Raw genomic sequence first — 26,140 nt, forward strand, 5'->3', positions numbered from 1 at the left:
CTTTACGGGTTGCCATTCTGCCTTTTGGTGTTTTTTCCACAAATCCGTTGGCAATCAAAAACGGTTCAATTACATCCTCTATCGTTCCTTCGTCTTCACTTAGTGCCGCCGCTATGGTTGAGAGTCCGATAGGTTTTTTCGCTTCCGCTAAAAGGGATAAAAATTTAATATCAAGCTCGTCAAAACCGTGTTCGTTTATTCCAAGCTCGTCAAGTGCATATTTAGTTGTTTTGTGCGTAATAATGTTTTCATCTTTTATTTCCGCAAAATCCCTCACTCTTTTAAGAAGCCTTAAAGCAATTCTAGGTGTCCCGCGTGAGCGTTTGGCTATTTCAAAAGCGGCATTTGGTTCAATATTTTTATTTAGTTTGTATGATGCCAGTCTGATAATTTCACTTAGTTCTTCATGGTTATAGAAATTCAGCCTGAAACTCATACCAAATCTATCTCTAAGGGGATTAGAAAGCATTCCGGCCCGCGTGGTTGCGCCTATAAGGGTAAACCTTGAGACATCAAGCTTAATGGTCTGAGCCGCGGGACCGCTGCCTATTACAATGTCAAGCCTGAAATCCTCCATCGCCGAATAAAGCACCTCTTCAATTGCCGCTTTTAAACGGTGTATTTCATCTATAAATAAAATATCGCCGTCTTCAAGGTTAGTAAGAATCGCCGCAAGATCCCCGCTCTTTTCAAGCATAGGAGCAGATATCGTTTTAAGAGAGCTTCCCATTTCATTTGCTATTATATTAGCCAAAGTGGTTTTACCAAGACCCGGAGGTCCGAAAAACAGAATATGATCAAGCGATTCGTCTCTTTTTTTAGCCGCCTGAATAAAGACTTTAAGATTTTTCTTTATCTGTTCCTGACCAATATATTCGTCAAGATTCTGAGGTCTTAAAGATTTCTCATAAGCCTCGTCGAAACTTACCTTTTCAACTTCAACTATTCTCATTAATATATTTCCTCTTCATCCGGAAATCTTCCGTTGTTTACATCATCCACGTATTTTTTAACGGCATCCCTTACAAGTTCCGCCCCGTTTAAATAGCGGCGGACGAATTTCGGTTTAAACGCCTCAAAAAATCCGAGCATATCACTCCATACAAGCACCTGTCCGGTTGTATATCTTCCCGCCCCTATTCCTATGGTAGGGATCTTCACGCTTTCGGTAATCTCACGAGCCACATCTTCTTTCACACCTTCTATTACAAGCATAACGGCTCCCGCCTCTTCCACCGCTTTAGCGTCTTCAAGAAGTTTTTTTCTTGAATATTCGTCTTTACCTTTTACGATGTATCCGCCCTCACTTCTGCTGAACTGCGGCATAAGTCCGATATGACCCACTACGGCTATCGCATTGTCGGTTAAGAGCCTGATATGTTCGGCCTTTTCCTTTCCGCCTTCGAGTTTAACGGCGTCGGCTTTTGTTTCTTTATAGATCTTTACGGCGTTTTCAAGAGCTTTCTCGGGGGTTACATAACTGCCAAAGGGCATATCGCATACGATATAGGCTTTTTTAGCACCGTTACAAACGGCCCTGGTGTGGTATATCATCTGTTCCACCGTTGCGTTTAACGTATCGCTTTCCCCTAAAAAACTCATATTCAAGCTGTCACCCACCAGAATAATATCCGCAATTTCATCGAATATTTTCGCAAAAAGGGCATCATAAGCGGTAATCATAGTAAGTTTTTCTTTTTTATACAGTCTTTTGAGTGTGTTTTTCATTACCGTCCTTTGGTATAATTTCATTAGTTTAATTATACCAAAGGAAACAGATGAAAAAATTAATTTCATACGTTACGACAGGATATCCCGATAAAAATTTTACCATTGATTTGATTCATACCTTAAAAGAAGCCGGAAGCGACGCAATTGAACTCGGTATTCCTTTTTCGGACCCGGTTGCGGACGGTCCCGTAATTCAGGAAGCGAACAAAAGAGCCCTCGAGCTTGGTTTCAGACTAAACGATATATTTGAAATAAGCGAAAAAACCGCAGACGAGATTGATACATACTGGATGGGGTATTTTAACAACTTTTACCACAAAGGCTATGATTTTATGGTTCAAAAGGCAAAAAACGCAGGTGTAAAAGGTTTCATTATTCCGGATCTTCCTTATGAAGAGGCGGTGACTTATGAAGATCTTTTCCCTTTAATTTCATTCGTAGCCCCGACGGATTCGAAAGAGAGAATCAAAACGATACTCAAAAACCCTAAAGAATTTATATATATGGTGGCTTACGCCGGTATTACAGGTGCCGACAAACAGGAAGACCTCAGCGAAATCATAAAAACCGTAAAAGAAATTACCGACACGCCTTTGTATATCGGTTTCGGAGTAAACGAAAAAACGGCACGTGAAAAATCAAAAGGCGTTGACGGGGTAATTGTCGGAAGCGCTTTTATAAAAGTCCTGCTTGAAGATATAAGCAATACAGAAAAACTTAAAAAAATATACAAAACGGCTAAACACATAAAAGAAGAAATAAATTTTTAAACGACTTTTTTTGTCACTTTTTTAGTTTATACTTTCAATGTGTTTAATATTCTTAAAGTTTTCTTAAAAGAAACTTGCTTTTTTAAGGAAAATTTGATATTATTACACAGGTCATTCGCGGATAGGCTTCAATGAAGCCCTTCCGGGGATGACATGGATTTCGACAGGGGTAGAAAGCCCTAAGCTGCACGCGCGCCTGGGTAAGCGCTAAAACGGCCCAAACAAAATAAACGCAGCAAATAATACAAATTACAGCCCAGCAGTAGCTAGAGCTGCTGCTTAATCGTTAATTCGGGCGCCTCTCTCCACTAAGGTTTTCCGCCGCCTTGGAGAGAGAGTAAAGTGCGGATAGGAGGCTCTCCTTCGGGTGTGGGTGAGTTTCCGAAACTTAAACACCCCTCAACTCCTCAAAGGCTTTGTCCGCTGAGCCCGGAGTTGCAGTATAATCAACGGACTAAGCGTGTAGACGCTTAGGGTAATCTGCTTCTGGACTGGGGTTCGATTCCCCACATCTCCACCATAAGCCCTCAAACGAGGGTTTATGCCGGTGATGTAATTAAAAATAAAAATTTTTATTGCTTTTTTGCCGTCTTTTTTATTTCTTATTTACCCTGTCTGATAATAATTTTTACCTTCGTTTGTTATAATTGTTCAAAAAAGGCCAAAGATGAATTTCATAGAAGATAAAATTGCTTTAATTACAGGGGCAACATCAGGCATAGGGAAGGCAACGGCAAAAGCCCTAAATGATATGGGCGTTAATCTGATTATCACCGGAAGAGATGAAAAGAAACTAAATGACCTCAAAAACTCTCTCGACGTTCAGACTCTTACGTTTGCTTTTGACGTGAGGGACAAAACATCCGTAACACAGACAATCGAAAAAATATTACAAATAACGCACATAGATATTCTTATAAACAACGCCGGGCTGGCTTTGGGGCTTGAACCGATCGATGAAGGAAATCTTGAAGACTGGGACACGATGATTGACACAAACATCAAAGGAGTCCTTTACGTAACAAAACCAATATTCAGACACATGAAAAAAAGGAATGAAGGACATATAGTAAATTTAGGTTCCGTAGCGGGCAAAACGGCGTATCCGGGAGGCAACGTATACTGCGCCACAAAAGCGGCTCTTCATTCTCTTAACGAAAGTATGAACATCGACGCTTTCGGAACAAATATAAAAGTCACAAACATTGCACCCGGAGCGGTCGAAACGGAATTTTCAAACGTAAGATTCAAAGGAAACAAGAAAAAGGCAAAAAAAGTTTATGAAGGATTTACGCCTTTAAGCGCTGAGGATATAGCAAATACAATAATCTGCGCATTAAATACTCCGCCACACGTAAACATTCAGTATATCGATATAATGCCTACAAACCAGAGAAATCCGTATATGTTATACAGAAACTAATTTTTCATCATTTTCCATATGAAAAACACAAAAGGCACTTCGAAAAGAAGTGATATTCCTATGGCTTTGAGCGTCCCGCTCGGATCCGTAGTAAAAGGAAGCCCGCCGGTATTCATACCGAAAAACCCGGTTATCAAAGTTAACGGTAAAAACACAGCCGAAAGAATAGTCAAAATAAACATAATATTGTTCATTTTTTCATCCTGCTTTGCTTTAAAAAACTCATACAGATAATCAAGCTTTTCTATTGCGTTTTTTGAAAACCTGAAAGCCCTTTCGATATGTTCCGTCAAATCTTTAAATGCCAGTTCGTCTATAAAACTCCTGTAATGTTTTACAAACCTTTCAAATGCAATGAGGGAATGCCCCATCAGTCTTTCTATTAAGACAAGTTCCTTTTTATATTTAAGCCAGCTGTTTGAAAAATCATCAGGCATATCGTTTTCATAAAGTCCGTCTTCCATTTTAGCAATTGCAACGTGAAGTTTGCCTATTTTCGCCAAAATTTTGTCAACCCTTACATCCAGATATTCGTACAAATCCCCGAATGTTCCTAAAAGTTCGAATTCTTTGCTTTTTCTGTCATATTTATAAACCTTGTTTTCTTTTATCAAAAAAGCATACGAAACCACGTCCACCTTTTCCCTGTCAATAAAGGGAAGTCTTAAAATTAAAATCGAATACTCGCTGACCACCTCAAAATCGCTCGGATGTTCTTTGTTTTCAATATCGTCGATTAAATATTTGTTTATTTCAAATCTCATAAAAATTCCTTTTTTATAAAACGGCTGAAAAGATACAGCGTCCAAAGATGCTGTTTGTATCTTTTATGTCCTGTTTTTATTATTTCCTTAAGATATTCCTCGTTGAATATTTTTATTTTACGGTTTACGTCTATAATCACTCTCAGTTCGTTCTCTTCTTTGAGCCACTCAAGAAACGGAAAGGCAAACCCCTTTTTTCTCCGGTTTACTATTTCTGAAGGCACATGTTTTTTTACTATTTCTTTTATAATCCGTTTATTTTCGCCCCTGACCTTCTCAGGCATAGAAAAAACGAAGTTTACCAGATCTTTGTCTAAAAAAGGGCTTCTCGCTTCAATATTATTAGCCATAAACATTTTATCGAGTTTCATTAAAAGAACCTCCCCCACCCATACTTTTAAATCGAAATAGGTAAAATCGAAACTCCCCCATCCTTTTAGAAACCTTTTATAATCAACCTCAAACGCGTTTTTTTTCAAAACCCTGTTTATCTGCCTTTGATAAAAAGTTTCGTTAATTCCCCTAAAAACCGCCTCATCCGCAAAAAACCTTCTGAAAATTTCCCATTCCTTTATATCCTCCGGATGTCTTTCAAGGTATTTTTTAAGCCACTTTTTATTCGGGAGATAAGCTTTGAAAAAACCCGAATACTCATTATATCTTCTGTACCCTAAAAACAGCTCGTCACTGCCCTCACCGCTTAATATTACTTTTAAGGGAATATGTTTAGCCAAAAAACTGGCAGGGAAAAAACTGCTGTCCGCCACCGGTTCGTCTATGGAAAAAAGCACGTTTTCAAATCCGTCGAAAAAATCCCGTTTCGTATAATTCACTTCATAATGTTCGCTTCCTATGTGTTCGGCCGTTAATTTCGCATATCTTCTTTCGTCATAATTTTCGTAACCGTCATAACCGATACTGAATGTCTTTATTTTTCCGTATTTTGACATTATCGCGGCAACCAGACTGCTGTCAACCCCGCCGCTTAGAAGTGAACCGACCTCAACCTCACCCATAAGCCTTTTTTCAACAGAGTTTGTTAAAAGTTTTTCAACCTCAATAATACAATTCTCAATTCTCCATTCTCCATTCTCAACTCTCTCAAAATCGTGCCACCTTTTTATTTCACCGTCATAATAGCAGCCTGCCGGCAGTTTATACACGCCTTCGTATATCGTATTCGGAGCAAGTGAGGAATTGTATGCGAGATATTCGCTTAAAGCCCGAAAATTAATCTTTTTATTTACAAAAGGCAGTATCGCTTTTATTTCGCTTGCAAAAATTCCGTCTTTTGTAAAATAAAGAGGTTTTTTGCCGAATTCGTCTCTGAAAAGGTATAGCTTTTTGTCATATATCGCAATTGCAAACATACCGTCGAGTTTTTTTACGAATTCAACGCCGAATCTGTTCCAAAGCCCGTATAAAACCTCAACTTCGCTTCGGGCGTTTAGTTTATGTTCTTTTATCAGGCTTTTATAATTGTAAATTTCCCCGTTAAACATAATCACGACGTTGTTTTTAAAAAACGGCTGATAATTATTTTTTATATTTTCAATTGCAAGTCTGTTAAATCCGAATGTACCGAAAGGTGTTTTTATAATTTTTTGAGTATCATACCCCCTGTGACTCATTAAATCAAGCGCTTTTTTAAAATCTTTTTTATCAATATTTTTTAAAATTCCGAGTATCGCACACAAAGCAGGCCTTTTTTGTTAAAATTCTACCAAAAAGGAAAAAAATGAAAGATGTTTTCAAATATACGTTTTTAACGGTAGCCGAAATTAAAAAGTTTCTGTTCGTCGTTGTTACGGTGTCAATTTTATCGGTTATACAGGCGTTTCCCGTCATAAGTATCGTTTCTTTTATTTTGGAAAAACTCATATATCTGAGTATCGGCGTACTTCTAATCTATTTAGTAAAAATAACGAACAGTGACAAGGAGTTTTTTGCAACACTTGAAAAACAGCCTTTCAGTACGTTTTTTTTGCATTTCATCCCTCCGGCTATGGGGATAATGACCGCCTTTTTCGTAATTACGGCTTTGTTCGGTACCGTTTTTATTCTCATACTTAAACTCACCGGTTCGATTTTTGTTTTGGCAAATCCGCACGATTTTCTTTTCGCACTTTCAAAAACGGAATATATAGCAAAAATTCTGCTCGGCTTTTACACCGTTTATCTCATTTTTTATTCATATATATTTCTCGGCAAATTCGGGGAGGCGTTAAGCAAAGAAACGTTCAAAGAGAGTTTTTTGAGTATGCTTTCGGGTTTAATCGACTTTAAATTCTGGATAAGTACGTTTAATTTCACATATATGAAAATATATTTCGTCTGGAGCGTTTTAATAGCCGTAGTTTACACGGTGGTGGCGTTTGCATATCTTTTTTATATCTTTCCGCTTATTCTCGAACACCCCAATTTTAACCTGATTTTAATCCCTCTGCTTGTGGCGATTAGTACGGTTATGACATATTTTACGTTTTTCAGCGCATATTTTTCATACAAATCCGCAAAGGATTAGGCTATATCCATAGCGCTTTGCGGTTTTTCTTTTGTTATTCTGATGTTTTCGGCCGTTTCGGGCAGTGAAACGACTTTATATTTTGTCACTTTTCTTTCGGGAAGATTTATCTCTTTTCCCCTTACATGTATCACAGTAGGAGATATTGTAATTTCATAGCTTACTCTTATGCCCCACACTTCGTTACCGAATCTGTTTTTAAAATATCCGGGTCCTTCAAATTTAATATTTTCCGCGGTTTTCGGTAAATATATTCTTTTTGCGTATTCTCTTTTTTTGCCCGGATGATAATAAACAACCCAAACCACCTCCGCACCGTGTTTATATTTTGCTTCGGTCGGTATATGGGTTTCCGCTTTGTTTTCTTCTTTTAGGAGTTCGTTTATATAATCTTCGGCGGTTGTTTCAAAACTGCCCTCACCTACAGTTTCATACAATCTCTCCCATTCGTTTACTTCCGCTATAATATTTGCGATTTTTACGCTTCTTTGTTTTTCTTTGTTTATTAAACTGTCAATGGTACCCAATACGCCTTCGTCGAAATGCTGTGAAAAACTTTCCAGATAGGGAAGCACGGAGAGTATATCCACCGCTTTTTTTAATTTGTCCAGACACTCTACGTCTTCGCACAAAACCATAGCTTTTCTTATTTCGCAGAAATTTTTTCTCAATTCTTCCAATATAGAAACACTGTTTTTCAAACCGAAAATCGAATCCGTAAGCTCCCCTACAACTTCCCGAGGTATTTTCTTAAGTTCCTCTTCAATATCAATCTCTTTTTTCCAAGGATCGTAGTGTTTGTCAAAGTTCAAATACGATGCGACGTAGTTTGCGGTTTTTACGCTCGCCCTGTTTTCTTTTATCGCTGTATCTCTTAATTCTTCAAGTTGATCTTTGAATTTTTTTTGCCAAAATGGTGAATATGTCAACGTACACAGATAATCGCTTCTTTTTTTAAGTTCGCTAAGCTCGGCAGGAGTTGAAACATTCAACATTTCATCACGTATCAGACAGTTTATTCTGCTGATATCCTCTACACTTTCCACTTTACCGTATATTCTGCCCATCCCAACTCCTTTTTTTTATATATTATACCACGGAGTTGAGCGTTTGTCAATCAAGTTTTTTTAGTTTTTTCTTTAAAATAAAAAGGTAAATCAGTGATACCGCGGGAACTACACTGACACCGAAAAGAAAACTCAAATAATCGAAAATATCGTTTTTACTGAGCCATATAAACCCGGCTATCAATGCAACATAACCGGCAATTCTTAAAAAATTAAAACCTCCCTTAAAATAAAAAAGAACGGCCTCATACCATTTAAGTTTTCTTTTTTTATATTTTTCGAGTTCTTTTTGCCGAATTTCATCCTCTTCATCGTCAAGGTCATACGGATCTTCATATTTTTTCAGAATATCCTCTCCAACGTTTCCGTTTCTAAGCTGTGCTTTTACCATATTGGAATATCCGATAAAACTACCGAGAATTATCATACTTACACTGAAAAAGGCGATTTGTGTGTTATAAAGCCATACCATATTATCTTCTAAATAACAAAAAACGACAATTCCCACATCAACGGCAATCAAAACTCTTAAAACATTCAGAAATTCACGCATTATTCTCCTTTAAACCAAAGCTTTATAAAACTTAATCCCGCCTACCCATATTTCTTCCAAAAGATTTTCTTTTCTTAAATCGTTAAATATTCTTAAAGTATGCTCGTCGAATATGTTGTTTACGTCACTTTCACTAAAAGGCCTTTTTTTCAACGTAGTGAGCAACTCTTCTTTTGTAAGATTTTCAATTTTAAAATTAAGATTTTCCCTTGTGGGGATAAAAATATGCTGATCTTCTATTTTCTTAGAAAGTTCGAAAAGCCTCTCGGTGCCCACTCCTTCAACATTGTAAGCGGGAGGTCTGTCGATTGTGGAAATATCGACCCTGTCGGGTTTTATTTTTTTTAAAACCCCGTTTATTTTTTCAAACTCTTCTTCCCTGTCGTTTATACCTTTTACCACCAAAATTTCTATAATCAGTTCGCCTTCATATATTCTTCTGAATTCAACCATACCTTCGATTATTTTATTTATGTCGATATTTTTATGAGGTCTGTCTATTTTTTTAAAAACAGAAGGGGTGACGGCATCGAGTGAAAGTTTGACTATATCGAATTTACAAAGGGTTTGTTGAATTTTTTCATCATCCACTGTGGACGAATTGCTCAAAATCAACAGTTTATGATCCTGGAGCCTATCAACCAATTCGTTCAGATAAGGATATAAAGTCGGCTCTCCGTTACTTGTAATCGTTAACACTTCAAAATCAAACTTTTTAACGGCTTGCTCAATTTCTTTTAATATCTCTTTCCATTCAGGCGGGTTTTCATATTCGCTAACGGGTTTTGCGGGGTCGAGTTCGCAGTAAATACAGTCAAAATTGCATTTTTTTTTATCGGGGGAAAGGTCCACTCCCAGACTCATTCCAAAACGCCTGGAAGCCACGGGACCGAATATATACTTCATTGCAACATTTTCCATTTAGTTAATGTTCCCCTTTGTGCATATAATAAAGAGCGAGTGCAAGCGCGAGTATACTTCCCGCAAGATACAGCATTTCAAGAGGGGTACCGAATTCCATATGCATAACTTTCTTAAAAAAACTGACTATTAAAACCATAACGACAACTTTTCCGAGTTTGTCTTTCAGTTCGTCAAGACTGTGGATTGCCAATATTTTATTTCCCACCTCGCTGTTTTCCGCATCGTCTATTTCGCTGATAAAAAGCTCGTAAATACCGAAAGCGAAAATCAAAAGCACCACAGCAATCAAATACAAATCCACGGCGCCTATGATTCCGCCTATAAGCTCTTCGTGGAAATTATCGGGATGATAATGCATAAAAAAGTATTTATACGTTATAACGGCCATATGCCATATATCGGCACTCGCTATTAAAAAAAGCGCAATCGCCCCTATCATACCGAAAATTACGGCCAACACCGCTATTAGCCTACCTCTCCAAAGAGCCCCTTCAAAAAGGGCTTCGATTATTCCTCTTTTTTCCATTATTTTCCTCCCTCGGTTTCAATCCATTTTTTAGCAATTCTTACAGCGTTCGTAGCCGCTCCCACCCTGATTTGATCCGCCACGTTAAAGAAATGCAGCACTTTGGGATCGTATAAGTCTTTTCTGATTCTTCCCACGTACACATAATCCGTATCGGTGGCTATTATAGGCATAGGGTATTCGTTGTTTTCAGGGTTGTCTATTACTTTTACGTCTTCAAAAGCCGCTAAAACCTCCCTCGCCCTTTCCACGCTGACCTCTTTTTCACAGTAAATCGTAATCGCCTCGCTATGGCTTCTTAAAACCGGCACCCTTACGCAGGTCGGGGCAACCTGTATGTTAGAATGCATAATTTTATTGGTTTCGTTTACCATTTTCATCTCTTCTTTTGTAAATCCGTTATCCATAAATTTATCTATGTGCGGAATTACGTTAAGGGCTATTTGGTGCTGAAAAACCTCCCTTTCTTCCACTTTTTTATCAAGTTTGAAATTAAAAAGGGCCCTCATCTGTTCAAAAAGTTCCTCCATTCCTTTTTTACCTGCCCCGCTTACGGCCTGGTAAGTCGCCACATCCACTCTTTTAATTCCGAATTCCCTGTGAAGAGGTGCAAGCGAAATAACCATCTGAATCGTCGAACAGTTCGGATTAGCGATAATTCCCGTTTTTTTCCACAAAGCTATATCTTCGGGATTAACCTCCGGCACCACCAAAGGCACATCCGGATTCATTCTGAAATGGCTCGTATTGTCAATGACAACGGCCCCGGCTTTCGCCGCGCACGGTGCGAATTTGGCGCTTACGCTCCCTCCGGCACTGAAAAACGCTATGTCTATCTCCTCTTCTTCAAACACATCGCAGGTGAGCTCTTTTACTTTTAACGTTTCACCCTTAAATTCAACCTCCCTGCCCACGCTTCTCGCACTTGCAAGAGGTACGAGTTTTTTTACCGGCAGTTCATATTCCTCAATCACCCTTAACAGTTCTTCCCCCACAGCCCCGGTGGCTCCGGCAATAGCAATGTTATACATTTACACTCCTTATATTAAAATCAAATCTTTTTTTTGAATTACATCCGAATCGCTTAATATCACCGCTCTTTCAATAACATTTATTAGCTCCCTTATATTTCCGGGCCATTCATATTCGAGCAGTGTCTTTTTCGCTTCTTCGCTTAAAGATTTTTTATCAAACCCGTACTCCCGTACGGTTTTATTCAAAATATTTTCCGCAATCGGAATTATATCGTTTTTTCGTTCCCTTAAAGGGGGAATTTTAACGGGAATGGTATTAAGTCTGTAGTACAGATCCTCTCTGAATCTGTTGTTTTTTAACATTTCCTCGATATTCTGATTCGTAGCGCTTATAATTCTTACATCGAGTTTTATCGGTTTCGTACCTCCTAAACGGTAAAATTCCCTCTCCTGCAGCACCCTTAAGAGTTTAGCCTGAAGATTGTACGGCATCTCCCCTATCTCATCCAAAAAAATCGTCCCCCCCTGCGCTAATTCGAACAGTCCGGGTTTGCTCTGAGTGGCATCGGTAAAAGCGCCTTTTTCGTAACCGAAAAGCTCGCTTTCAATTAAATTTTCGGGAATCGCACTCATATTTACAGCCACGAACGCCCCTCTTGCACTGTTTTGATGAATATATTTTGCAAATTCCTCCTTGCCGGCCCCGCTCTCTCCTAAAAGCATAACGTTTGCCATTGTGGGAGCCACTTTTTTTGCAATTTCGAGCACTTTTAACGTATTTTCGTCACAGGCGATAAATTCCGGCTTAAATTCCGCTTTTTTTCCTTTCGTTTTTTCCTTAACCTTTCTTTTTCTTTCTATTGCCGCAATAAGTTCATCCATTTCAAACGGCTTGGTCAAAAAATCCTTCACCCCGAGCCTCAACGCCTCGATAGCTTTATTAAGAGTGGCGTTGCCCGTAATCATAACGACTTCATACCTGCCGTTTAATTTTTTTACGAATTCAATCCCGTCCATTTTAGGCATCGTAATATCGCTTACAATAACCTCAACGCTTTCGTCAAGTTTTTTTAAAGCGTCGAGCGCGTGACGGAATTCGACAACCTCGTAACCTTCGCTTTTAAGGGCAAGCGAAAGGGATTTTCTCATATTTATATCGTCTTCTACTACGGCTATTTTCATTCGTCGCCCTTTATATAAAAATACGTTTTTTGATTTTTTATAATAATATCAAATCTGTGGGGCAAAAAAACGATTTTAACCCTGTCTTCTTTCGAATAAAAGGCGTTAACAACGGCCTGATACCGTAAAAGACGGTTAATTATTTCATTTTTATACCTCTTGCAGATTTCGGTGACTTTTCCCGATTCCGAACCGGTTTCAAGGACAAAAAGAAGTTTTTTCGGAGAATTTTTAAGCGTCAGGGTTTTAGAACATTCTAACTGCGAAAAAAGAAGCAGGTAATTTTTTACCACCGCTTTGTATGAAAGATAATAATCGGCAAAAAGAAAAAACGGTATGCTAATTATCGTCAATATATTTATTCCATTTCCTTATATCGAGTTTTACGCTCATTACCACTTTATACACACCGTCTTTGAATGTTTCTTCTTGGATACACGCCCCTCTTATGAGTCCGAACACTTTAGTCTGCACTTCGGAGTTTTTCAAAACGAGATCTTTAACCGTCTCTTTTCCTTTAATTTTTATACCGTACATTTTTTCGGCCAACGCCCTGTACGCATCCGCTACTGCTGCCCTTCTCGCCATTACCTTTGCCTGAGGGAGACTCTGTGCGTTTACAGGTGCGACACCGAATCCTTCGGCCACTATTGTAAGAAGACCGCTTTTATCCAGCTTAGGCGTGTTTTCTATTGCGGTTTCGGCGTCAATCGCATTTATGTCCACATGCTCTTTTTTAGCGGCAGAAGCCTGTTCGGACGGCATAATGTTAACTTCGTTTTTAATAACCTGCTGTGCCGGCGTTTTAGTTTTGGTTACTTCCGCTTCAGTGGACGAGGCGCAGCCTGCCAAAAAAAGAACGAAAGCATAAGTCAAAAATTTTTTCATACCAAACCTTTTTATTTTCAATATCGTCATTTTATAAAAATATTTTACTCATCGTTTTCAAAAAGAACGCTTTCGTCTTTTTCGCTCGGAGTTTTAGCAAGCGAGACCACTTTGTCTCCGTTGTCAAGTTTTACAACTCTTACACCCTGCGTGTTTTTGCCTGTTTTACTGATTGAATCTATTGAAACCCTTATCATTTTTCCGCTGCTTGTAAGAACCATAAGGTCATGATCTTTTTCCGTAGCCACAACTCCCACAAGATCACCAGTTTTATTCGTAAGTTTCATGGCAATCACACCCTTGCCGCCTCTGTTTGTAAGTCTGTAAAGGTTGGCTTCCGTTCTTTTTCCGAAACCTTTTTCGCTAAGCGTTAAAATCTCCTGCGTTTCGTCCTGAAGTGCGAGCGCTCCGACAACCACGTCACCCTCTATTTTAAATCTGATACCGGTAACGCCTCTTGCACTTCGTCCCATCTCCCTTACGGTATCAACCGGGAATCTTATGGCCATTCCTTTTTTGGTTACTATAAAAAGCTCCCTATCGTCGGGTTCCACTATTTTCGCCGTTACAAGTTCGTCGTTTTCGTCTATGGTAATGGCCCTCACACCCGTGCTTCTTATGTTTTTAAATTCACTCAGGTTCGTTCTTTTCACTATTCCGTTTTTTGTGAAAAAGGCAAGTGATTTACTTTCGTCAAAATCTTCGGTTTTAATAATTGTTTGAATTTTCTCGTCTTTGTCAAGGTTGATGAGGTTCACTATCGCTTTTCCTTTACTTGTGCGGCTGCCTTCGGGAATCCTGTAAACTTTCAGCCAGTGAAGCTGTCCTTTGTCAGTTATAATCATAAGCGTATCGTGTGAATTCGCAACATAAAAATCCTCTATAAAATCGTCTTCGTATACCGTAAGGGCTTTTTTACCTTTGCCTCCCCTGTTTTGTCTTTCATAAGATTTAAGAGGAACCCTTTTTACATATCCCCTGTGTGTGATTGTAACAACCATTTCTTCGTTCGGAATCAAATCCTCTATATCTATGGCGTCGTAATCCTCTTCTATGTCAGTAAGTCTCGGAGTCGGATATTTTTTCTTAATTTCAAGAAGCTCGTCTTTGATAACACCGTTTAACACGTTTTCGTCTTTAAGTATCGAATTAAGGTATTCTATTTTTTCCATAAGCTCCTTATATTCGTTTTCAAGCTTTTCAACTTCCAAAGATGTAAGACGCGCAAGTCTCATATCGAGAATAGCCTGCGCCTGAACGTCGCTGAGTTCAAACCTGTTTACAAGGTTTTCTTTCGCCTCTTTCGTGTCGTTCGATTTTTTAATTATTTCCACCACTTCGTCAATGTTCGCGAGCGCTATCAATAAACCTTCTAAAATGTGCGCCCTTCTTTTTGCCTCTTCAAGTTCGTAAATAGTCCGTCTGATAACCACCGTTTTTCTGTGTTTGATAAAAATGTCAAGCAGTTCAAAAAGATTGAACAGTTTAGGCTGTTTGTCGTAAATACCGAGCATATTGATACCGAAACTCACCTGCATCTGGGTATGTTTGTAAAGGTTGTTAAGAATAATTTCGCTCATGGCGTCCTTTTTAAGTTCAATCACAACCCTTATGCCTTCCCTGTCGCTTTCATCCCTGACTTCGCTTATACCTTCAACCGTTTTATCCTTTACAAGATCGCTTATTTTTTCTATTAATTTGGCTTTGTTCACCTGGAACGGAAGTTCGTCGATTACGATTACCTCTTTGTTCCCTTTATGTTCGATATGATGTTTCGCCCTTATTTTAATGGAACCCCTTCCCGTTTTATACGCCTCGATAATACCGCTTTTACCGAATATAGTTCCGCCCGTCGGAAAATCGGGGCCTTTTACGAACTGCAATATGTCTTCTAAGCCGGCGTCTTTGTTGTCAATCATATAAATCAGAGCATCTATCAGCTCTTCAAGGTTGTGTGGGGGTATGTTTGTGGCCATACCGACCGCAATACCGCTGCTGCCGTTGACTAAAAGATTCGGAAACCTTGCCGGAAGCACAACGGGCTCCCTCTCCGTTCCGTCGTAGTTAGGTATAAAATCAACGGTGTCTTTATCAATATCCTTTAAAAGTTCCTCGGCTATTTTGGTAAGTCTCGCCTCGGTGTACCTCATAGCCGCGGCGTTGTCTCCGTCGATGCTTCCGAAGTTCCCCTGCCCGTCTATAAGTGGCATTCTCATCGAAAACGGCTGCGCCATTCTTACAAGCGCCTCATATACGGCGCTGTCTCCGTGGGGATGGTATTTACCTATAACGTCCCCCACGATTCTCGCAGACTTTTTATATGCGCTACCTGCCGTAATGCCCATTTTATGCATAGCATACAGTATTCTTCTGTGAACGGGTTTAAGTCCGTCCCTTACATCCGGAAGGGCGCGCCCTACAATTACGCTCATCGAATATTCAAGATAGCTTTTAGAAAGGGTATCTTCAATACTTACGGGAATTACTTGCATTAAAATCCTTTGTTTTTTTAAAATAGATTATACCAAATTATTTGCTTAAATTCGCCAAAACAACGCTAAAAGCGACATTTACACCGTTTGAGCTTAAACACTCCTTCGCTTCTTGCAGAGTAAGGCCGCTTGTAGATATGTCGTCAACCAAAATAACGTCCGTACTTTTAACCCCCGTATATATAAAATTGCGGGGGTTTTTAAGTCTGAACTCCAACGGTTTACCGGCGTATTTCACTTCGTTGGCAGCAAGAAGAGAGTTATAAAGCGGTTTTAAATATTTCGTTTCCATGGAATGCGCAAGTATTGCGGTGTGGGAATATCCTTTATCAGTTTTATCGTCAATAGGAATAATATACAATTTCTCTTTTATTTCATTCGCAAAAAGTTTCAACGAATTTTCGGCAAGTATTTTTATAACGTTATGACCGAATTTATGATATTTGTATTTTATAAGTTCTTCGATTACCCCGTAATCGTAAAAAGAAACGATACCGTCTTTTTCTTTTAATTCAGGCCTTAAATATTTTATTTCGCACTCACCGCATATAACCTGTAACGAAAACTTTTCACATAAAACGCACTTAAAAATCGTCTTCCTTTTTTTTGCCGTATTTTATTAACAGATAAACGGCCGTTGCGGCGCCTATGCTGAAAAGCGCCGCACCCGAATAAAAAACCTTGTCGTTTCCGGCGGCCGTTCCGCCCATAATCATGCCTATGGCCGCAAACATAATAAACGCCGCACTTACCCCGGCAATTTCGGGAATCGTAAATTTTCTGTCTTTATAATCCTGCATAACCGTCCTTTACCTGTAGTGTTTTTCATAAAAATAAATCAGTATGTCTTTTTCACCTTCGCATTCGGTAATAGAGATATATTCTCCGCTGTTGTAAAAAATCGAATGCTGATCGAATTTTCTCGCCATTTCCAAAGCGTCTTTTTTCTCTATATCGTATATTATAAAAGATTTTTCGCTGTAATCGAAAAGTTCCCCTATACTGAGATAACTTTCGTACCCGAACGCCTTTATCACACTTTCAAGCTCCGTATTTCTTAAAAAATTTAAAAAATCGTTGTAAATCATACCCTTGGGATTATAAGCCGTAACAATTGCAAACCTTCTTTCCAGCACGCTTTTGTCTGAAGGAAGAAACTGAAACGAAACCCAGTTTCTGCCGTTTAAGCTGTGAATTAAAAATTTGGTGTATTTAAGATAATTTTTATATTTTTTTTTAAAATCGAGTACGATTTCCCCCTCCACCAAAAGGGCGTCCTCGGCTTCGTCATAAACACACCTGCCTATATAATCCCCTATTCCTATAACGTCAAATCTCAAAAGAATCCTTTTTTTTGATATAATTTAACCAAAAAAGGTTGTTTTTATGAAAAAATTCCTACTCTTTCTGGCCCTTTTTTTAACAGGCTGCAGTGTAAAAACCGCACTTAAACAAGATCCCGTCTATGAAAAAACGCTGACATACACCCAACGCGGCCAGATTATAAACTCGCTCGAAACCAAAGCACTCGTCGATGCCGTTTACCTTAACCCTCTTTACAAGGACAAATTTAAAAATCCCGTCTTTTTAATCGGCGTTTACAACGATTTTAACAATACGCTTGTAAACAGGGAATTTAACATTACGTTAAATTCAAAACAGCCTTCGGTTACTTTAAACAAAATACCCCCGTTTATATTGTATAAACACTTCCCTTTTTACAACGAATGGATGAAATATTATATCGTAGAATTCAACGAAACACAAAAACCTTACATTTTGCAGTACAAAAGCAGAGACTGGGGGGATGTTAATTTTACTTTTTAAGAAGTCGGTGAAGCGTTATTTTTTGATTGCCGAAAATATGATTGTAAATTACATAAAAAGCGATTACGTTTTTTCCATACTCCCTGCTTTCGTCGTAAGGCACCGATTCCATGCTTAAAAACGGCTCGTATTTTCCCCCGTATTTAAAAAAAGGTATCACCTTTCTTCTAACGAAACCTATTCCCCCGTTATAAGCATAAGCCACCATGAGCGGATCTTTTAATTCCGAAAAAAGCCATTTCAAATGTTTAACCCCGAGTTTTACGTTTTCACTGTAATCGAACTGTTTGAAAACATCCGAATGATAATCCCTGATTAAAAAAGGCATTATCTGCATAACTCCGAGCGCATAGCTTCTGCTTACGCTCGCCGGAATAAAATGGCTCTCCTGTTTTGCAATCGCGTATACGAAAGAACGGAAAGAGATGTTGGCGTCGTCATACATTTCGGGCGTTATGAAAATATTGTATTTGAATTTAAAAGCCTTGTCCAAAACAAGCGCTTTTAACGCTATGCTTTTATTAGAATCAAGCTCCCTGGCAAATTCGAAAAGATCTTTTCTTTTTTGCAGCTCGTCCCAGAATTTAAGAACGTCCCACGGATTTTCCTGATTGTATTTAGGTTTTTCGACGCTGTTATACAAAATATCCGTTTTAATAAAAAACTTTTTGTTAAGCTGTTCGTAACCGTAAAGGGTGTAAAAATCCACCCTTTTTAAAGAAACGAGTTTTTCAAGGGCGGCATTGTTGCCCAGACGCCACATCCAGAAATAAATTTTTGAATTTTTGTTTTTTATACTGTAAAGAATTTTTTTTGCAAGTTTTTCCCTGCCGTTTTTTAAAGCGCTCAAAAAAAGCCACCACTTTGCTTCGTCACGGCAGTTTTTAAAATCGGTTTTTAAAAGAGAGCTCTGTATTTTTTTTAGTTTGAAAAGGTATGCGTATTTTACAAACAGATAAAAATACTTATCCCTGAAAACACTGAAATTTTCGATAAACTGATCTATTCTTGCGGAGGGATAGTTCAGTATGAAATAGTAGCCGAGATCCCTGTTTTTGAAAACGGAAGAAAAATCATTGTATAAAAAAGCGTAAACCGCTTTTTTTATTTTACCCTCAGGCAGGTTTTTATAAAGATATTTCAGATCTGAATATTTTAATTTCGCAATGCTTTTTAAGGAAAGTCCGTTGTTTAAAACGCAGGATATGTCAACACTTTTAAGATAAGAGGGTTTGACGTTCACACATCGGTAAACATCCATAAAAAGAGGGTTTTTTTCAGATAAAATTCTTAAATGTTTGAAAGGCTTTTGCCTGTACATCGCATTATACGCCTTATACGCAAGAACGGACGAATTGGTTTCCCTCATAAATTCGGTAAGGTAAAAATCCCTTACATAACTTTTGGGACAGGTAAGTATTTCGGAAAGATTCAGTGAAAAAAGAAAAAAAGGAAAAAGAACTAACAACAGCCTCATAACGACATAATTATGTTGTTTATTAAAATTTCAAGAAACTGCAAAGCCAAAATAAGAATAATCGGAGCTATGTCAAACCCGCCGAACACGGTGGGAATATAACGCCTTATCCATCTGTAGACAGGCTCCGTGACATTCCACAAAAACCTTACTATCGGATTATAAGGATTAGGCTGCACCCATGTAATAAGCGCCGCAATTATCACAACCCAAATATACAGATTAATTATTATAGATATAAACTGCAGTATAGACACCAGCAAAGCATTCATCTGTACTCCTTTATTATCATTTTAAGATACGTTCTCATAACGTCGTATAAATCTTTTATTTCAGGCCCCTGTCTGCTTCCGACCATCAGCATTCTAAGAGGCATAAAAAGCTTTTTGCCTTTTAGTCCCGTGTTTTCAATCACCCTCTTTTTAAAATCGCCGTAATTTTCTTCTAAATCGTTTGTTAAAATTTCTTTTTTAAGTATTTCGATCTCTTCATTGAATTCGTCAAAATCCTTTTTCGAAAAAACGCTGTCAAGTTTTTCTTTAAGCTCTTTAAGAGTCGAAACCTCATCAAGGTAAAGTCTCGCCAAAGGCTCATACTCTTCGTGATATCCGATATATTTTGTAAGTTTTTCTATTTTTTTCATATGTTCTTTATTGATAAATTTGAGCTTTGCCAAATCAAATTTTGCGGGTGCGCGGGAAATTTTTGTAATGTCAAAAAATTCGATCGCTTCTTTAAGAGTAAATATTTCATTTTCAAAACTGTTTCCGAGCAGTATCAAATAATTGGCAATCGCATCAGGTAAAAACCCTTCTTCTAAAAGCCATTTGACAGAGCTTGCCTTCTCACGCTTGCTCATTTTTTTACCTTCCGCATTTAAAATAATCGGCAGATGGGCGTATTTTATCTCTTTATCATATCCTAAAGCATCTCTTATTGCTATCTGTTTCGGGGTGTTGCTTAAATGGTCTTCCCCCCTTATAACAAGCGAAACATCATAAAGCATATCGTCAACCGCACAGGCAAAATTATATGTGGGCGTAAAATCTTTTCTCATAATTATAAAACTGTCTATATCAAAAGGCGAAAAGTCAAACTCTCCTTTTATCAGATCGTTAAATTTTACATTTTTTTGCGGTTTTTTAAGCCTTATTACAAAAGGTGTTTTTTTATCTAAATATTTTCTTATTTCAGTTGAACTTAAATTCTCACATCTTCCGCTGTATCTGTAAGGTCTTTTTTCTACTTTGGCTTTTTCCCTTTGAAAATTAATTTCATCTTCATCACAAAAACATACAAAGGCCTTTTTATCGTCTAATAATTTTTTGGCCATCTGCTGATGTATATGCAAATTTGAGGACTGATAAACCACGTTATCGTATTCGATTCCGAAAAGTTTTAAAATATTCAGTATTTCCTGATCTTTTCCCTCTATATTTCTTTCCCTGTCGGTATCCTCTATTCTGATTAAAAGTTTTTCATTTTTCTGTTTTGCAACTATGTAATTAAAAATGGCTACCCTTAAATTTCCGATATGCATATCTCCCGTGGGACTTGGTGCGAATCTTAACATTTTACTCCTTGGATTTTTCTAATAATTCAGCCACTATATTGTTTTTTGTGGCGAATTCCGCCAACGTGTCAAGTTCCGAAAACGTAAGTTTAGCATATTTTTCAAGCTCTACGAGCTTTTCGTAATACCATTTCGGGTTTTCTTTCGTTATACCTTCGTTTTTTACTTTCAGCAGTATTTCGGTACCTGTTTTATGAATATTTTTATGGTTTTTAATTAAATTTTCAAATTCCTTAAACCCTTTTAAAAGTTTTTTAATACCTTCTTTATTAATCCATCTGCCGAGTTTACAGCTGTTTTCATCAATTTTGAGCAGCTCTTCGTTGATTTCCTCTTTCGTAATTGCCGAATAAATATTGGATTTATATACGATGTGTCCTATTTTAAACGTAATAAAAATAAGCTTCAGCGTATTCTTATCCGATATTAAACTGACATCCGTCAATTCCTGTTTGAGTATGTCGAGAACCTCTTCGAAGTTTTTCAAAGTCACATAAGATTTGTCGCCTATTTTAACCACCTGATTGGTGTTTTCCTCAATGCCGTTAAACTGCTGCTGAAGGGTCTGTATGGTAATGGCTATTTCGTTTGTGGCTTTTTGCGTTCTTTCCGCCAAATCCCTTACATTGTCGGCCACCACGGCAAATCCGCGCCCGTGTTCCCCTGCCCTTGCGGCCTCTATGGCGGCGTTTAGGGCGAGAAGGTTCGTCTGATCCGCTATGTCTTTAATAAGCTCGACTATATTAGATATGGACGAAATGTTTTCGGCCATCTGCGTTATTTCGTTAGAAGTTTCCTGCACCTTTTCGCTCAAAAGCTCGAAATCGTGTTTGCTCTCCTGCATAAGTTCGTACGTTTTGTCAGCCTGGGAGGTGGAATCTTTCACTTTTGTCGTTATTTCTTTAAATGCGTTGTCTATTTCAAAAATTTCATTACCGACCCTTTCAAGGTTTGCGGTAATACCGCCGTCTATTTTAATAAATTTTTTGGAAAGTTCGCTTATTCTTTCCACCTTTTTGGAAATTTTCAGCGATTCTATGGCTTTTTCAAATTCCACTGCAACGTTTCTGAATTCCCCGTGAAGACCGCTCGGCATTATGTATCTGTACTCGTCGCCTTTTATTATGGCCTGAATGGTGTTTTTGGATTCCCTCAGCAGATCTTCGACCTGATCAAGCATTTCGTTTATATTCCACGCTATCTTTTCTTCAAGACTGTTTTCCCCGTTTATCAATATTCTGCTTGAAAGCTTTCCGTTATACGCTTCTTCAACCGTTTTTTCTATCTTTTCGAAAACATCCTTTTTCGCTTCGTTGTCTTCGGAATTTCCGTAAGGAAGCAAAAAGGCGGCCGCGGTTAAAAGCAGATATGTGACTGCAGGCCAATACTCTTTTATATAAACCAAATAACCGGCACATAAAAAGGCAACCCCGATTAAAGCGGACGTTCTTAAATTAATTCCTGTAATTTTCATATTCAGCCTTTTTGTAAATTAAACACCAGCTCGTGGTATTTGTCAACCACATTTTCGTCATCGGCGTTTAAAATTTCTTTTAAAAGTTCGTAACTTGCGGCAATACCTCCGCTTTTTTCGGCTTCTACAAGCTGCAGATACACTGCTTCCAACACCTCTATCCCTTTTCTCGAAGGTTTTTTTCTAAAAGAGGTATATCCGATTATATTGCCGTTTAAATCCAAATCCGCCGTAATATAAGCAAGAACCCAGTAATAGCCCCCGTCTTTTCTTAAATTTTTCACAAAGCCGAAAAATTCTTTTTTCGCCTGTACGAGATCCCATAATATTTTAAAGGCGATTTTGGGCATATCGGGATGTCTTATAATGTTATGGTTGGCACCTATAAGTTCCTCCCTGCTCCATCCCGCCATATTTACAAATATTCTGTTGCAGTACGTAATATAACCCTTAGTATCCGTTTTAGAAACGATAAAGTCGTCTTCATTGAGCACTTTTTCGTCATTCGTAATTTTTTTCGGGGCGTCGAGTTTGGAAAGCCTTTTGCCTGCTTTTATTTTTTGGTCGATTTTTTCCTGATCAATCATTTTCTTTCCTTAAAAAGGTTTAAAAAGAGTAAGATAATACATTAAGCCGAACATCAATACCGTAATCCAAAAAATTGCCGCCGCCGTTGTTTTTTTTACAATTTTTCTTTTCATTACTATATAAACGAGGTAAATGTTAAGAATCATAGCGATAATATCTATCGAAAGTTTTACATGTATCCACATACCGCTTTTTGCAACTTCCGGAAAATTCAACATAAGTTTCGTACCTATTAAAAGCACGGCCGCCATAAAAAACAGACTTAAAAAAGAGACAAATTTAGGGTATTCCCCGCATTCGAGGGATTTTGCCAAAGAAACTATAAAAACAGCCCATCCGAATACACACATCATATGCCAGTACAGCAGATTCATACCACTCCTTTTTCAAAAATTATATTAACTATCCGTTTGTTTGTCAAATTATTGTAATATCAAATATTAAAGTCAGCTATTTTGAAAAAGGAAAGTTTTTTTATTTATATTAATTTAGGGTCTGTCACTGTTTATAAGAAAAGCCGAAAGGGATTATTTAGGATCCCTTGCGACTTCGGTACCGTTAACCCTGATGATAATGTTGTTCTCATCGGCGTCAAATTCGACTCTGTCGCCTTCTTTGACTTTTCCTTCAAGTATAAGTTCGGCAAGTCTGTCTTCGATAATTTCCGCAAGCGCCCTTTTAAGCGGTCTCGCACCGAAAATCGGATCAAACCCGACCTCGGCGACAACTTCTTTAACCCTGTCTGTGAGAGTAAGTTCGATTTCTCTCTCAGCCAGTCTTTTAGTAATTTTTCTAAGCAATATGTCAACAATTTCTTTAACCTGCTCTTTACCTAACGGATTAAACACAACCACGTCGTCGAGTCTGTTTAAAAACTCAGGTTTCATTCTTCTTTTAAGTTCCGCCCAAACCGCTTCTTTTCTCGCTTCGGCATCTTTTATTTCCATAATGATATCACTTGCGATGTTGCTTGTTAAGATAATAATCGTGTTTTTAAAGTCAACCGTTACACCTTTATTATCCGTAAGCCTACCGTCGTCAAGCACCTGCAACAGAATGTTGAACACATCCGGATGCGCTTTTTCAATTTCATCAAACAATATTACACTGTACGGTCTTCTTCTTACTGCTTCCGTTAACTGACCGCCTTCTTCGTATCCTACATATCCGGGCGCCGCACCGATTAGTTTGGACACGCTAATTTTATCCATATATTCACTCATATCAAACCTGATCATAGCTTTTTCATCGTCAAACAAGAATCTGGCCAATGTTTTAGCCGTTTCCGTTTTACCTACCCCCGTAGGTCCTAAGAACATAAAGCTTCCGATTGGTCTGTTCGGATCTCCAAGACCCGCTTTATTTCTTTTAATAGCTCTTGCCACCGCTTTAATGGCTTCATCCTGTCCTACCACCCATTTTTTAAGCTCGTCTTCAATGTGCAATATTTTTTCAAGCTCGCTTTGCAACATTTTATTAACAGGAATACCTGTCCATTTGCTAACAACATCAGCTACCGCTTCTTCATCAACAGCGTTTTTAAGAAGCGTTCCTTCTTTTAACATAACTTCCCATTTTTTCTCAAGCTCTTCAAGTTTTTTATTAAGCTCTACTACTTTTCCGTATTCGATTTCGGCCGCTTTTTGAAAGTTACCTTCCCTTTTTGCGATATCGGCCTGAACTTTAAGTTCTTCAATCTGCTGTTTGATTTCGGCTATTTCTTTTAAAACTCTTTTTTCTTCTTCGAATTTAGCCTCAAGTTTTCTTTTCTCTTCTTCAAGATTTGCCAACTCTTTTTCGATTTCGGCAAGTCTTTTTTTGGACTTTTCACTCTCGCCTTCCATCTGAAGAGCCTCTTTTTCAACCATAAGCTGCTCGATTTCTCTTTTTATTTTAGCAAGTTCGAACGGTTCGCTTTCGATTTGCATTTTAATTTCAGCGGCCGCTTCGTCTATTGCGTCTATAGCTTTATCCGGCAAGAATCTGTCGCTTATGTATCTGTCGGTAAGTTTTGCCGCAGCTACAAGAGCCTCGTCTTTAATTATTACGTTATGGTGCGCTTCAAGTCTTTCTTTTAGACCTCTTAAAATTCTAATCGCTTCGTTTACACTCGGCTCGTTTACCATTACAGGCTGGAACCTTCTTTGAAGCGCCGCGTCTTTTTCGAAATATTTTCTGTATTCTTTAAGCGTTGTCGCACCGATTGTTCTGAGCTCTCCTCTTGCAAGTGCCGGTTTTAGTATATTTGCGGCGTCCATACTTCCCTCGCTCGCACCCGCACCTACGATAGTATGGATTTCGTCTATAAACAATATGATGTTAGGGTTCGCCTTCACTTCATCCACAACGGCTTTAAGCCTGTCCTCAAATTCACCCCTGTATTTCGCACCGGCGATAAGAGCTGTCATGTCAAGTGCCACTATTTGTTTGTTTTGAAGGCTTGTCGGTACTTCTTTTTTAACGATTCTCTGAGCAAGCCCTTCTACGAGAGCCGTTTTACCGACACCCGGCTCACCGAGTAAAATCGGGTTGTTTTTGGTTTTTCTGATAAGAATCTGCATCATTCTGTTGATTTCTTCATCTCTTCCGATTACCGGATCAAGCTTACCTTCTCTTGCTTTCGCAGTCAGGTCGATTCCGTATTTGTTAAGTGCGTCAAGCGTTTCATCGGCGCTTTTAGATTCAATCTTTTTATCCCCTCTTATTGCTTCAAGTGTTTTTTTAAGTTCGAACAGATCCACGAATTTGCCCAAAGTGTCTTTAAACAGATCCATATTCGCAATTAGCCACGTATCTACAGCTACATATTGGTCGCCAAGTTTTGTGGCAAGACCTTCCGCTTTTTCTAGGGATTGTATTAATTCCCTTCCTATTTTAATTGATTCTTTGGTAATATTGTCAACTTTTGGAAGTCTGTCAACCGCGCTTTTAAGTTCAAGCTCGATTGCAACCTTGTCAACTCCCATTTTGTTTAACGCCTGATTCAATACTGTATTTGTATTGGTCACCAATCCCCATACTATATGTAACGGATGTACTTCAGGGTTTTTATTGTGCAGTGCCAGGCTTAAACCACTCTCAAGTGCTTCCATCATTTGGTTTGTTAATTTCTCAAATATTCTTTCCATTTTTCCTCCTTAAAAGTTTTATGTTAAACGTATTATATCACTTTAGTCAATCTATGTCAAGGTTTTTTATATAAAAACTTAAACTTTCCTTAAATCACCGGCCGTTCACTTTTTTTTTACTTTTTTTCATCCCCTTTTACTTTTTTTTTGTTAAAATTTCAAAAACTCCAAGGAGCCGAATTGAGAAAAATATTTATCGCATTTGTAATAATCACTTCGTTATTCGCCGAAAATCAGCAGACAAGACTCGCCGCA

The 26,140-nt window shown here is 38.3% G+C and carries 27 protein-coding genes and 1 other RNA gene; 5 read left to right on the forward strand and 23 right to left on the reverse strand.

Annotation, left to right across the window (positions count from 1 at the left end; genetic code table 11):
• Positions 1-952, reverse strand: a 952-nt coding sequence (ruvB, locus tag ACXJIE_RS01880) for a Holliday junction branch migration DNA helicase RuvB (RefSeq protein WP_456479286.1), incomplete at its 3' end; no start/stop codon positions are given.
• Positions 952-1,728, reverse strand: coding sequence for a 3-methyl-2-oxobutanoate hydroxymethyltransferase (gene panB, locus ACXJIE_RS01885; protein WP_456479287.1), 777 nt, complete (start codon positions 1,726-1,728; stop codon positions 952-954). The genes panB and ruvB, both read right to left, overlap by 1 nt.
• A gap of 50 nt (positions 1,729-1,778) precedes the next feature.
• Between panB and trpA the strand changes: the two genes are divergently transcribed.
• The 3 genes from trpA to ACXJIE_RS01900 all read left to right on the forward strand — a co-directional run bounded on the left by trpA (position 1,779) and on the right by ACXJIE_RS01900 (position 3,924).
• The gene (gene trpA, locus ACXJIE_RS01890; RefSeq protein WP_456479288.1) at positions 1,779-2,501 is read left to right on the forward strand and encodes a tryptophan synthase subunit alpha; all 723 of its coding nucleotides are present in this window, start codon (positions 1,779-1,781) and stop codon (positions 2,499-2,501) included.
• Positions 2,502-2,645: 144 nt separating this feature from the next.
• Positions 2,646-3,021: a transfer-messenger RNA gene (ssrA, locus tag ACXJIE_RS01895) on the forward strand.
• Between the two features lie 147 nt (positions 3,022-3,168).
• Positions 3,169-3,924 (forward strand): SDR family NAD(P)-dependent oxidoreductase, encoded by a 756-nt coding sequence (locus ACXJIE_RS01900; protein WP_456479289.1) that lies wholly within the window; start codon positions 3,169-3,171, stop codon positions 3,922-3,924.
• On the opposite strand, the gene ACXJIE_RS01905 is transcribed toward ACXJIE_RS01900, so the two are convergent.
• Complete coding sequence (locus tag ACXJIE_RS01905) at positions 3,921-4,688, reverse strand: magnesium transporter CorA family protein (protein ID WP_456479290.1); 768 nt, start codon at positions 4,686-4,688, stop codon at positions 3,921-3,923. The genes ACXJIE_RS01900 and ACXJIE_RS01905 overlap by 4 nt on opposite strands.
• Positions 4,685-6,385, reverse strand: a complete 1,701-nt coding sequence (gene asnB / locus ACXJIE_RS01910) for an asparagine synthase (glutamine-hydrolyzing) (RefSeq protein ID WP_456479291.1) — start codon at positions 6,383-6,385, stop codon at positions 4,685-4,687. Before asnB ends, ACXJIE_RS01905 begins: the two co-directional genes overlap by 4 nt.
• Positions 6,386-6,426: 41 nt before the next feature.
• Between asnB and ACXJIE_RS01915 the strand changes: the two genes are divergently transcribed.
• Entirely contained in the window at positions 6,427-7,212 is a 786-nt protein-coding gene (locus ACXJIE_RS01915; RefSeq protein ID WP_456479292.1) for a hypothetical protein, read from the forward strand.
• Here the strand turns inward: ACXJIE_RS01915 and ACXJIE_RS01920 are convergent.
• The 12 genes from ACXJIE_RS01920 to ACXJIE_RS01975 all read right to left on the reverse strand — a co-directional run bounded on the left by ACXJIE_RS01920 (position 7,209) and on the right by ACXJIE_RS01975 (position 17,158).
• Entirely contained in the window at positions 7,209-8,279 is a 1,071-nt protein-coding gene (locus ACXJIE_RS01920) for a hypothetical protein (RefSeq protein WP_456479293.1), read from the reverse strand. The genes ACXJIE_RS01915 and ACXJIE_RS01920 overlap by 4 nt on opposite strands.
• Positions 8,280-8,325: 46 nt before the next feature.
• Entirely contained in the window at positions 8,326-8,832 is a 507-nt protein-coding gene (locus ACXJIE_RS01925) for a hypothetical protein (protein ID WP_456479294.1), read from the reverse strand.
• 9 nt (positions 8,833-8,841) lie between these two features.
• Positions 8,842-9,753: a radical SAM protein gene (locus ACXJIE_RS01930; RefSeq protein WP_456479295.1), complete on the reverse strand. Its 912-nt coding sequence runs from the start codon at positions 9,751-9,753 to the stop codon at positions 8,842-8,844.
• A gap of 4 nt (positions 9,754-9,757) precedes the next feature.
• The gene (locus tag ACXJIE_RS01935) at positions 9,758-10,282 is read right to left on the reverse strand and encodes a YqhA family protein (RefSeq protein ID WP_456479296.1); all 525 of its coding nucleotides are present in this window, start codon (positions 10,280-10,282) and stop codon (positions 9,758-9,760) included.
• Positions 10,282-11,313, reverse strand: a complete 1,032-nt coding sequence (locus tag ACXJIE_RS01940) for an aspartate-semialdehyde dehydrogenase (RefSeq protein WP_456479297.1) — start codon at positions 11,311-11,313, stop codon at positions 10,282-10,284. The genes ACXJIE_RS01935 and ACXJIE_RS01940 overlap by 1 nt, the downstream gene beginning before the upstream one ends.
• A gap of 9 nt (positions 11,314-11,322) precedes the next feature.
• The gene (locus ACXJIE_RS01945; protein ID WP_456479298.1) at positions 11,323-12,438 is read right to left on the reverse strand and encodes a sigma-54-dependent transcriptional regulator; all 1,116 of its coding nucleotides are present in this window, start codon (positions 12,436-12,438) and stop codon (positions 11,323-11,325) included.
• On the reverse strand, positions 12,435-12,791 hold the full coding sequence (locus ACXJIE_RS01950) for a hypothetical protein (protein ID WP_456479299.1): 357 nt from the start codon (positions 12,789-12,791) through the stop codon (positions 12,435-12,437). Before ACXJIE_RS01950 ends, ACXJIE_RS01945 begins: the two co-directional genes overlap by 4 nt.
• On the reverse strand, positions 12,778-13,326 hold the full coding sequence (locus tag ACXJIE_RS01955; protein WP_456479300.1) for an LPP20 family lipoprotein: 549 nt from the start codon (positions 13,324-13,326) through the stop codon (positions 12,778-12,780). The genes ACXJIE_RS01950 and ACXJIE_RS01955 overlap by 14 nt, the downstream gene beginning before the upstream one ends.
• 44 nt (positions 13,327-13,370) lie before the next feature.
• Positions 13,371-15,818, reverse strand: coding sequence for a DNA gyrase subunit A (gene gyrA, locus ACXJIE_RS01960; protein WP_456479301.1), 2,448 nt, complete (start codon positions 15,816-15,818; stop codon positions 13,371-13,373).
• Between the two features lie 37 nt (positions 15,819-15,855).
• A complete protein-coding gene (locus ACXJIE_RS01965; protein ID WP_456479302.1) occupies positions 15,856-16,212 on the reverse strand; it encodes a ComF family protein in 357 nt (118 codons plus the stop codon).
• 190 nt (positions 16,213-16,402) lie between these two features.
• A complete protein-coding gene (locus ACXJIE_RS01970) occupies positions 16,403-16,618 on the reverse strand; it encodes a hypothetical protein (RefSeq protein ID WP_456479303.1) in 216 nt (71 codons plus the stop codon).
• Positions 16,619-16,627: 9 nt separating this feature from the next.
• Positions 16,628-17,158, reverse strand: a complete 531-nt coding sequence (locus ACXJIE_RS01975) for a DUF3293 domain-containing protein (RefSeq protein ID WP_456479304.1) — start codon at positions 17,156-17,158, stop codon at positions 16,628-16,630.
• Between the two features lie 46 nt (positions 17,159-17,204).
• Here ACXJIE_RS01975 and ACXJIE_RS01980 point away from each other — a divergent pair, with 46 nt between their 5' ends.
• Positions 17,205-17,645, forward strand: coding sequence for a hypothetical protein (locus ACXJIE_RS01980; RefSeq protein ID WP_456479305.1), 441 nt, complete (start codon positions 17,205-17,207; stop codon positions 17,643-17,645).
• On the opposite strand, the gene ACXJIE_RS01985 is transcribed toward ACXJIE_RS01980, so the two are convergent.
• The 7 genes from ACXJIE_RS01985 to ACXJIE_RS02015 all read right to left on the reverse strand — a co-directional run bounded on the left by ACXJIE_RS01985 (position 17,635) and on the right by ACXJIE_RS02015 (position 25,885).
• Positions 17,635-19,122 (reverse strand): transglycosylase SLT domain-containing protein, encoded by a 1,488-nt coding sequence (locus ACXJIE_RS01985; RefSeq protein ID WP_456479306.1) that lies wholly within the window; start codon positions 19,120-19,122, stop codon positions 17,635-17,637. The genes ACXJIE_RS01980 and ACXJIE_RS01985 overlap by 11 nt on opposite strands.
• Entirely contained in the window at positions 19,119-19,394 is a 276-nt protein-coding gene (locus ACXJIE_RS01990) for a YggT family protein (protein WP_456479307.1), read from the reverse strand. Before ACXJIE_RS01990 ends, ACXJIE_RS01985 begins: the two co-directional genes overlap by 4 nt.
• Positions 19,391-20,695 carry a glutamate--tRNA ligase gene (gene gltX, locus ACXJIE_RS01995; RefSeq protein WP_456479308.1) on the reverse strand — a complete coding sequence of 435 codons (1,305 nt, stop codon included), beginning with the start codon at positions 20,693-20,695 and terminating at the stop codon, positions 19,391-19,393. Before gltX ends, ACXJIE_RS01990 begins: the two co-directional genes overlap by 4 nt.
• Before the next feature lies 1 nt (position 20,696).
• Positions 20,697-22,169 carry a methyl-accepting chemotaxis protein gene (locus ACXJIE_RS02000; protein WP_456479309.1) on the reverse strand — a complete coding sequence of 491 codons (1,473 nt, stop codon included), beginning with the start codon at positions 22,167-22,169 and terminating at the stop codon, positions 20,697-20,699.
• Positions 22,170-22,171: 2 nt separating this feature from the next.
• Positions 22,172-22,756 carry a PAS domain-containing protein gene (locus tag ACXJIE_RS02005; protein WP_456479310.1) on the reverse strand — a complete coding sequence of 195 codons (585 nt, stop codon included), beginning with the start codon at positions 22,754-22,756 and terminating at the stop codon, positions 22,172-22,174.
• A 9-nt stretch (positions 22,757-22,765) separates the two neighbouring features.
• Complete coding sequence (locus ACXJIE_RS02010) at positions 22,766-23,131, reverse strand: hypothetical protein (RefSeq protein WP_456479311.1); 366 nt, start codon at positions 23,129-23,131, stop codon at positions 22,766-22,768.
• A gap of 153 nt (positions 23,132-23,284) precedes the next feature.
• On the reverse strand, positions 23,285-25,885 hold the full coding sequence (locus ACXJIE_RS02015) for an ATP-dependent Clp protease ATP-binding subunit (RefSeq protein ID WP_456479312.1): 2,601 nt from the start codon (positions 25,883-25,885) through the stop codon (positions 23,285-23,287).
• Positions 25,886-26,140 lie beyond the last annotated feature (255 nt).

This window comes from Nautilia sp. (assembly GCF_053994455.1).

Excerpts from the sequence above, each read along its gene's own strand:
- ACXJIE_RS01925 (WP_456479294.1), bottom strand. The coding sequence starts at position 8,832 with ATGCGTGAATTTCTGAATGTTTTAAGAGTTTTGATTGCCGTTGATGTG.
- ACXJIE_RS02005 (WP_456479310.1), bottom strand. The coding sequence starts at position 22,756 with ATGATTGATCAGGAAAAAATCGACCAAAAAATAAAAGCAGGCAAAAGG.
- ACXJIE_RS02015 (WP_456479312.1), bottom strand. The coding sequence starts at position 25,885 with ATGGAAAGAATATTTGAGAAATTAACAAACCAAATGATGGAAGCACTT.
- ACXJIE_RS01970 (WP_456479303.1), bottom strand. The coding sequence starts at position 16,618 with ATGCAGGATTATAAAGACAGAAAATTTACGATTCCCGAAATTGCCGGG.
- ACXJIE_RS01935 (WP_456479296.1), bottom strand. The coding sequence starts at position 10,282 with ATGGAAAAAAGAGGAATAATCGAAGCCCTTTTTGAAGGGGCTCTTTGG.
- ACXJIE_RS02000 (WP_456479309.1), bottom strand. The coding sequence starts at position 22,169 with ATGAAAATTACAGGAATTAATTTAAGAACGTCCGCTTTAATCGGGGTT.
- ACXJIE_RS01945 (WP_456479298.1), bottom strand. The coding sequence starts at position 12,438 with ATGAAAATAGCCGTAGTAGAAGACGATATAAATATGAGAAAATCCCTT.
- ACXJIE_RS01990 (WP_456479307.1), bottom strand. The coding sequence starts at position 19,394 with ATGAATGCTTTGCTGGTGTCTATACTGCAGTTTATATCTATAATAATT.
- ACXJIE_RS01905 (WP_456479290.1), bottom strand. The coding sequence starts at position 4,688 with ATGAGATTTGAAATAAACAAATATTTAATCGACGATATTGAAAACAAA.
- ACXJIE_RS01985 (WP_456479306.1), bottom strand. The coding sequence starts at position 19,122 with ATGAGGCTGTTGTTAGTTCTTTTTCCTTTTTTTCTTTTTTCACTGAAT.
- gyrA (WP_456479301.1), bottom strand. The coding sequence starts at position 15,818 with ATGCAAGTAATTCCCGTAAGTATTGAAGATACCCTTTCTAAAAGCTAT.
- trpA (WP_456479288.1), top strand. The coding sequence starts at position 1,779 with ATGAAAAAATTAATTTCATACGTTACGACAGGATATCCCGATAAAAAT.
- ACXJIE_RS01955 (WP_456479300.1), bottom strand. The coding sequence starts at position 13,326 with ATGAAAAAATTTTTGACTTATGCTTTCGTTCTTTTTTTGGCAGGCTGC.
- panB (WP_456479287.1), bottom strand. The coding sequence starts at position 1,728 with ATGAAAAACACACTCAAAAGACTGTATAAAAAAGAAAAACTTACTATG.
- ACXJIE_RS01930 (WP_456479295.1), bottom strand. The coding sequence starts at position 9,753 with ATGGAAAATGTTGCAATGAAGTATATATTCGGTCCCGTGGCTTCCAGG.
- ACXJIE_RS01940 (WP_456479297.1), bottom strand. The coding sequence starts at position 11,313 with ATGTATAACATTGCTATTGCCGGAGCCACCGGGGCTGTGGGGGAAGAA.
- ACXJIE_RS01980 (WP_456479305.1), top strand. The coding sequence starts at position 17,205 with ATGAAAAAATTCCTACTCTTTCTGGCCCTTTTTTTAACAGGCTGCAGT.
- ACXJIE_RS01900 (WP_456479289.1), top strand. The coding sequence starts at position 3,169 with ATGAATTTCATAGAAGATAAAATTGCTTTAATTACAGGGGCAACATCA.
- ACXJIE_RS01920 (WP_456479293.1), bottom strand. The coding sequence starts at position 8,279 with ATGGGCAGAATATACGGTAAAGTGGAAAGTGTAGAGGATATCAGCAGA.
- ACXJIE_RS01915 (WP_456479292.1), top strand. The coding sequence starts at position 6,427 with ATGAAAGATGTTTTCAAATATACGTTTTTAACGGTAGCCGAAATTAAA.
- ACXJIE_RS02010 (WP_456479311.1), bottom strand. The coding sequence starts at position 23,131 with ATGAATCTGCTGTACTGGCATATGATGTGTGTATTCGGATGGGCTGTT.
- gltX (WP_456479308.1), bottom strand. The coding sequence starts at position 20,695 with ATGTTAAGATTCGCACCAAGTCCCACGGGAGATATGCATATCGGAAAT.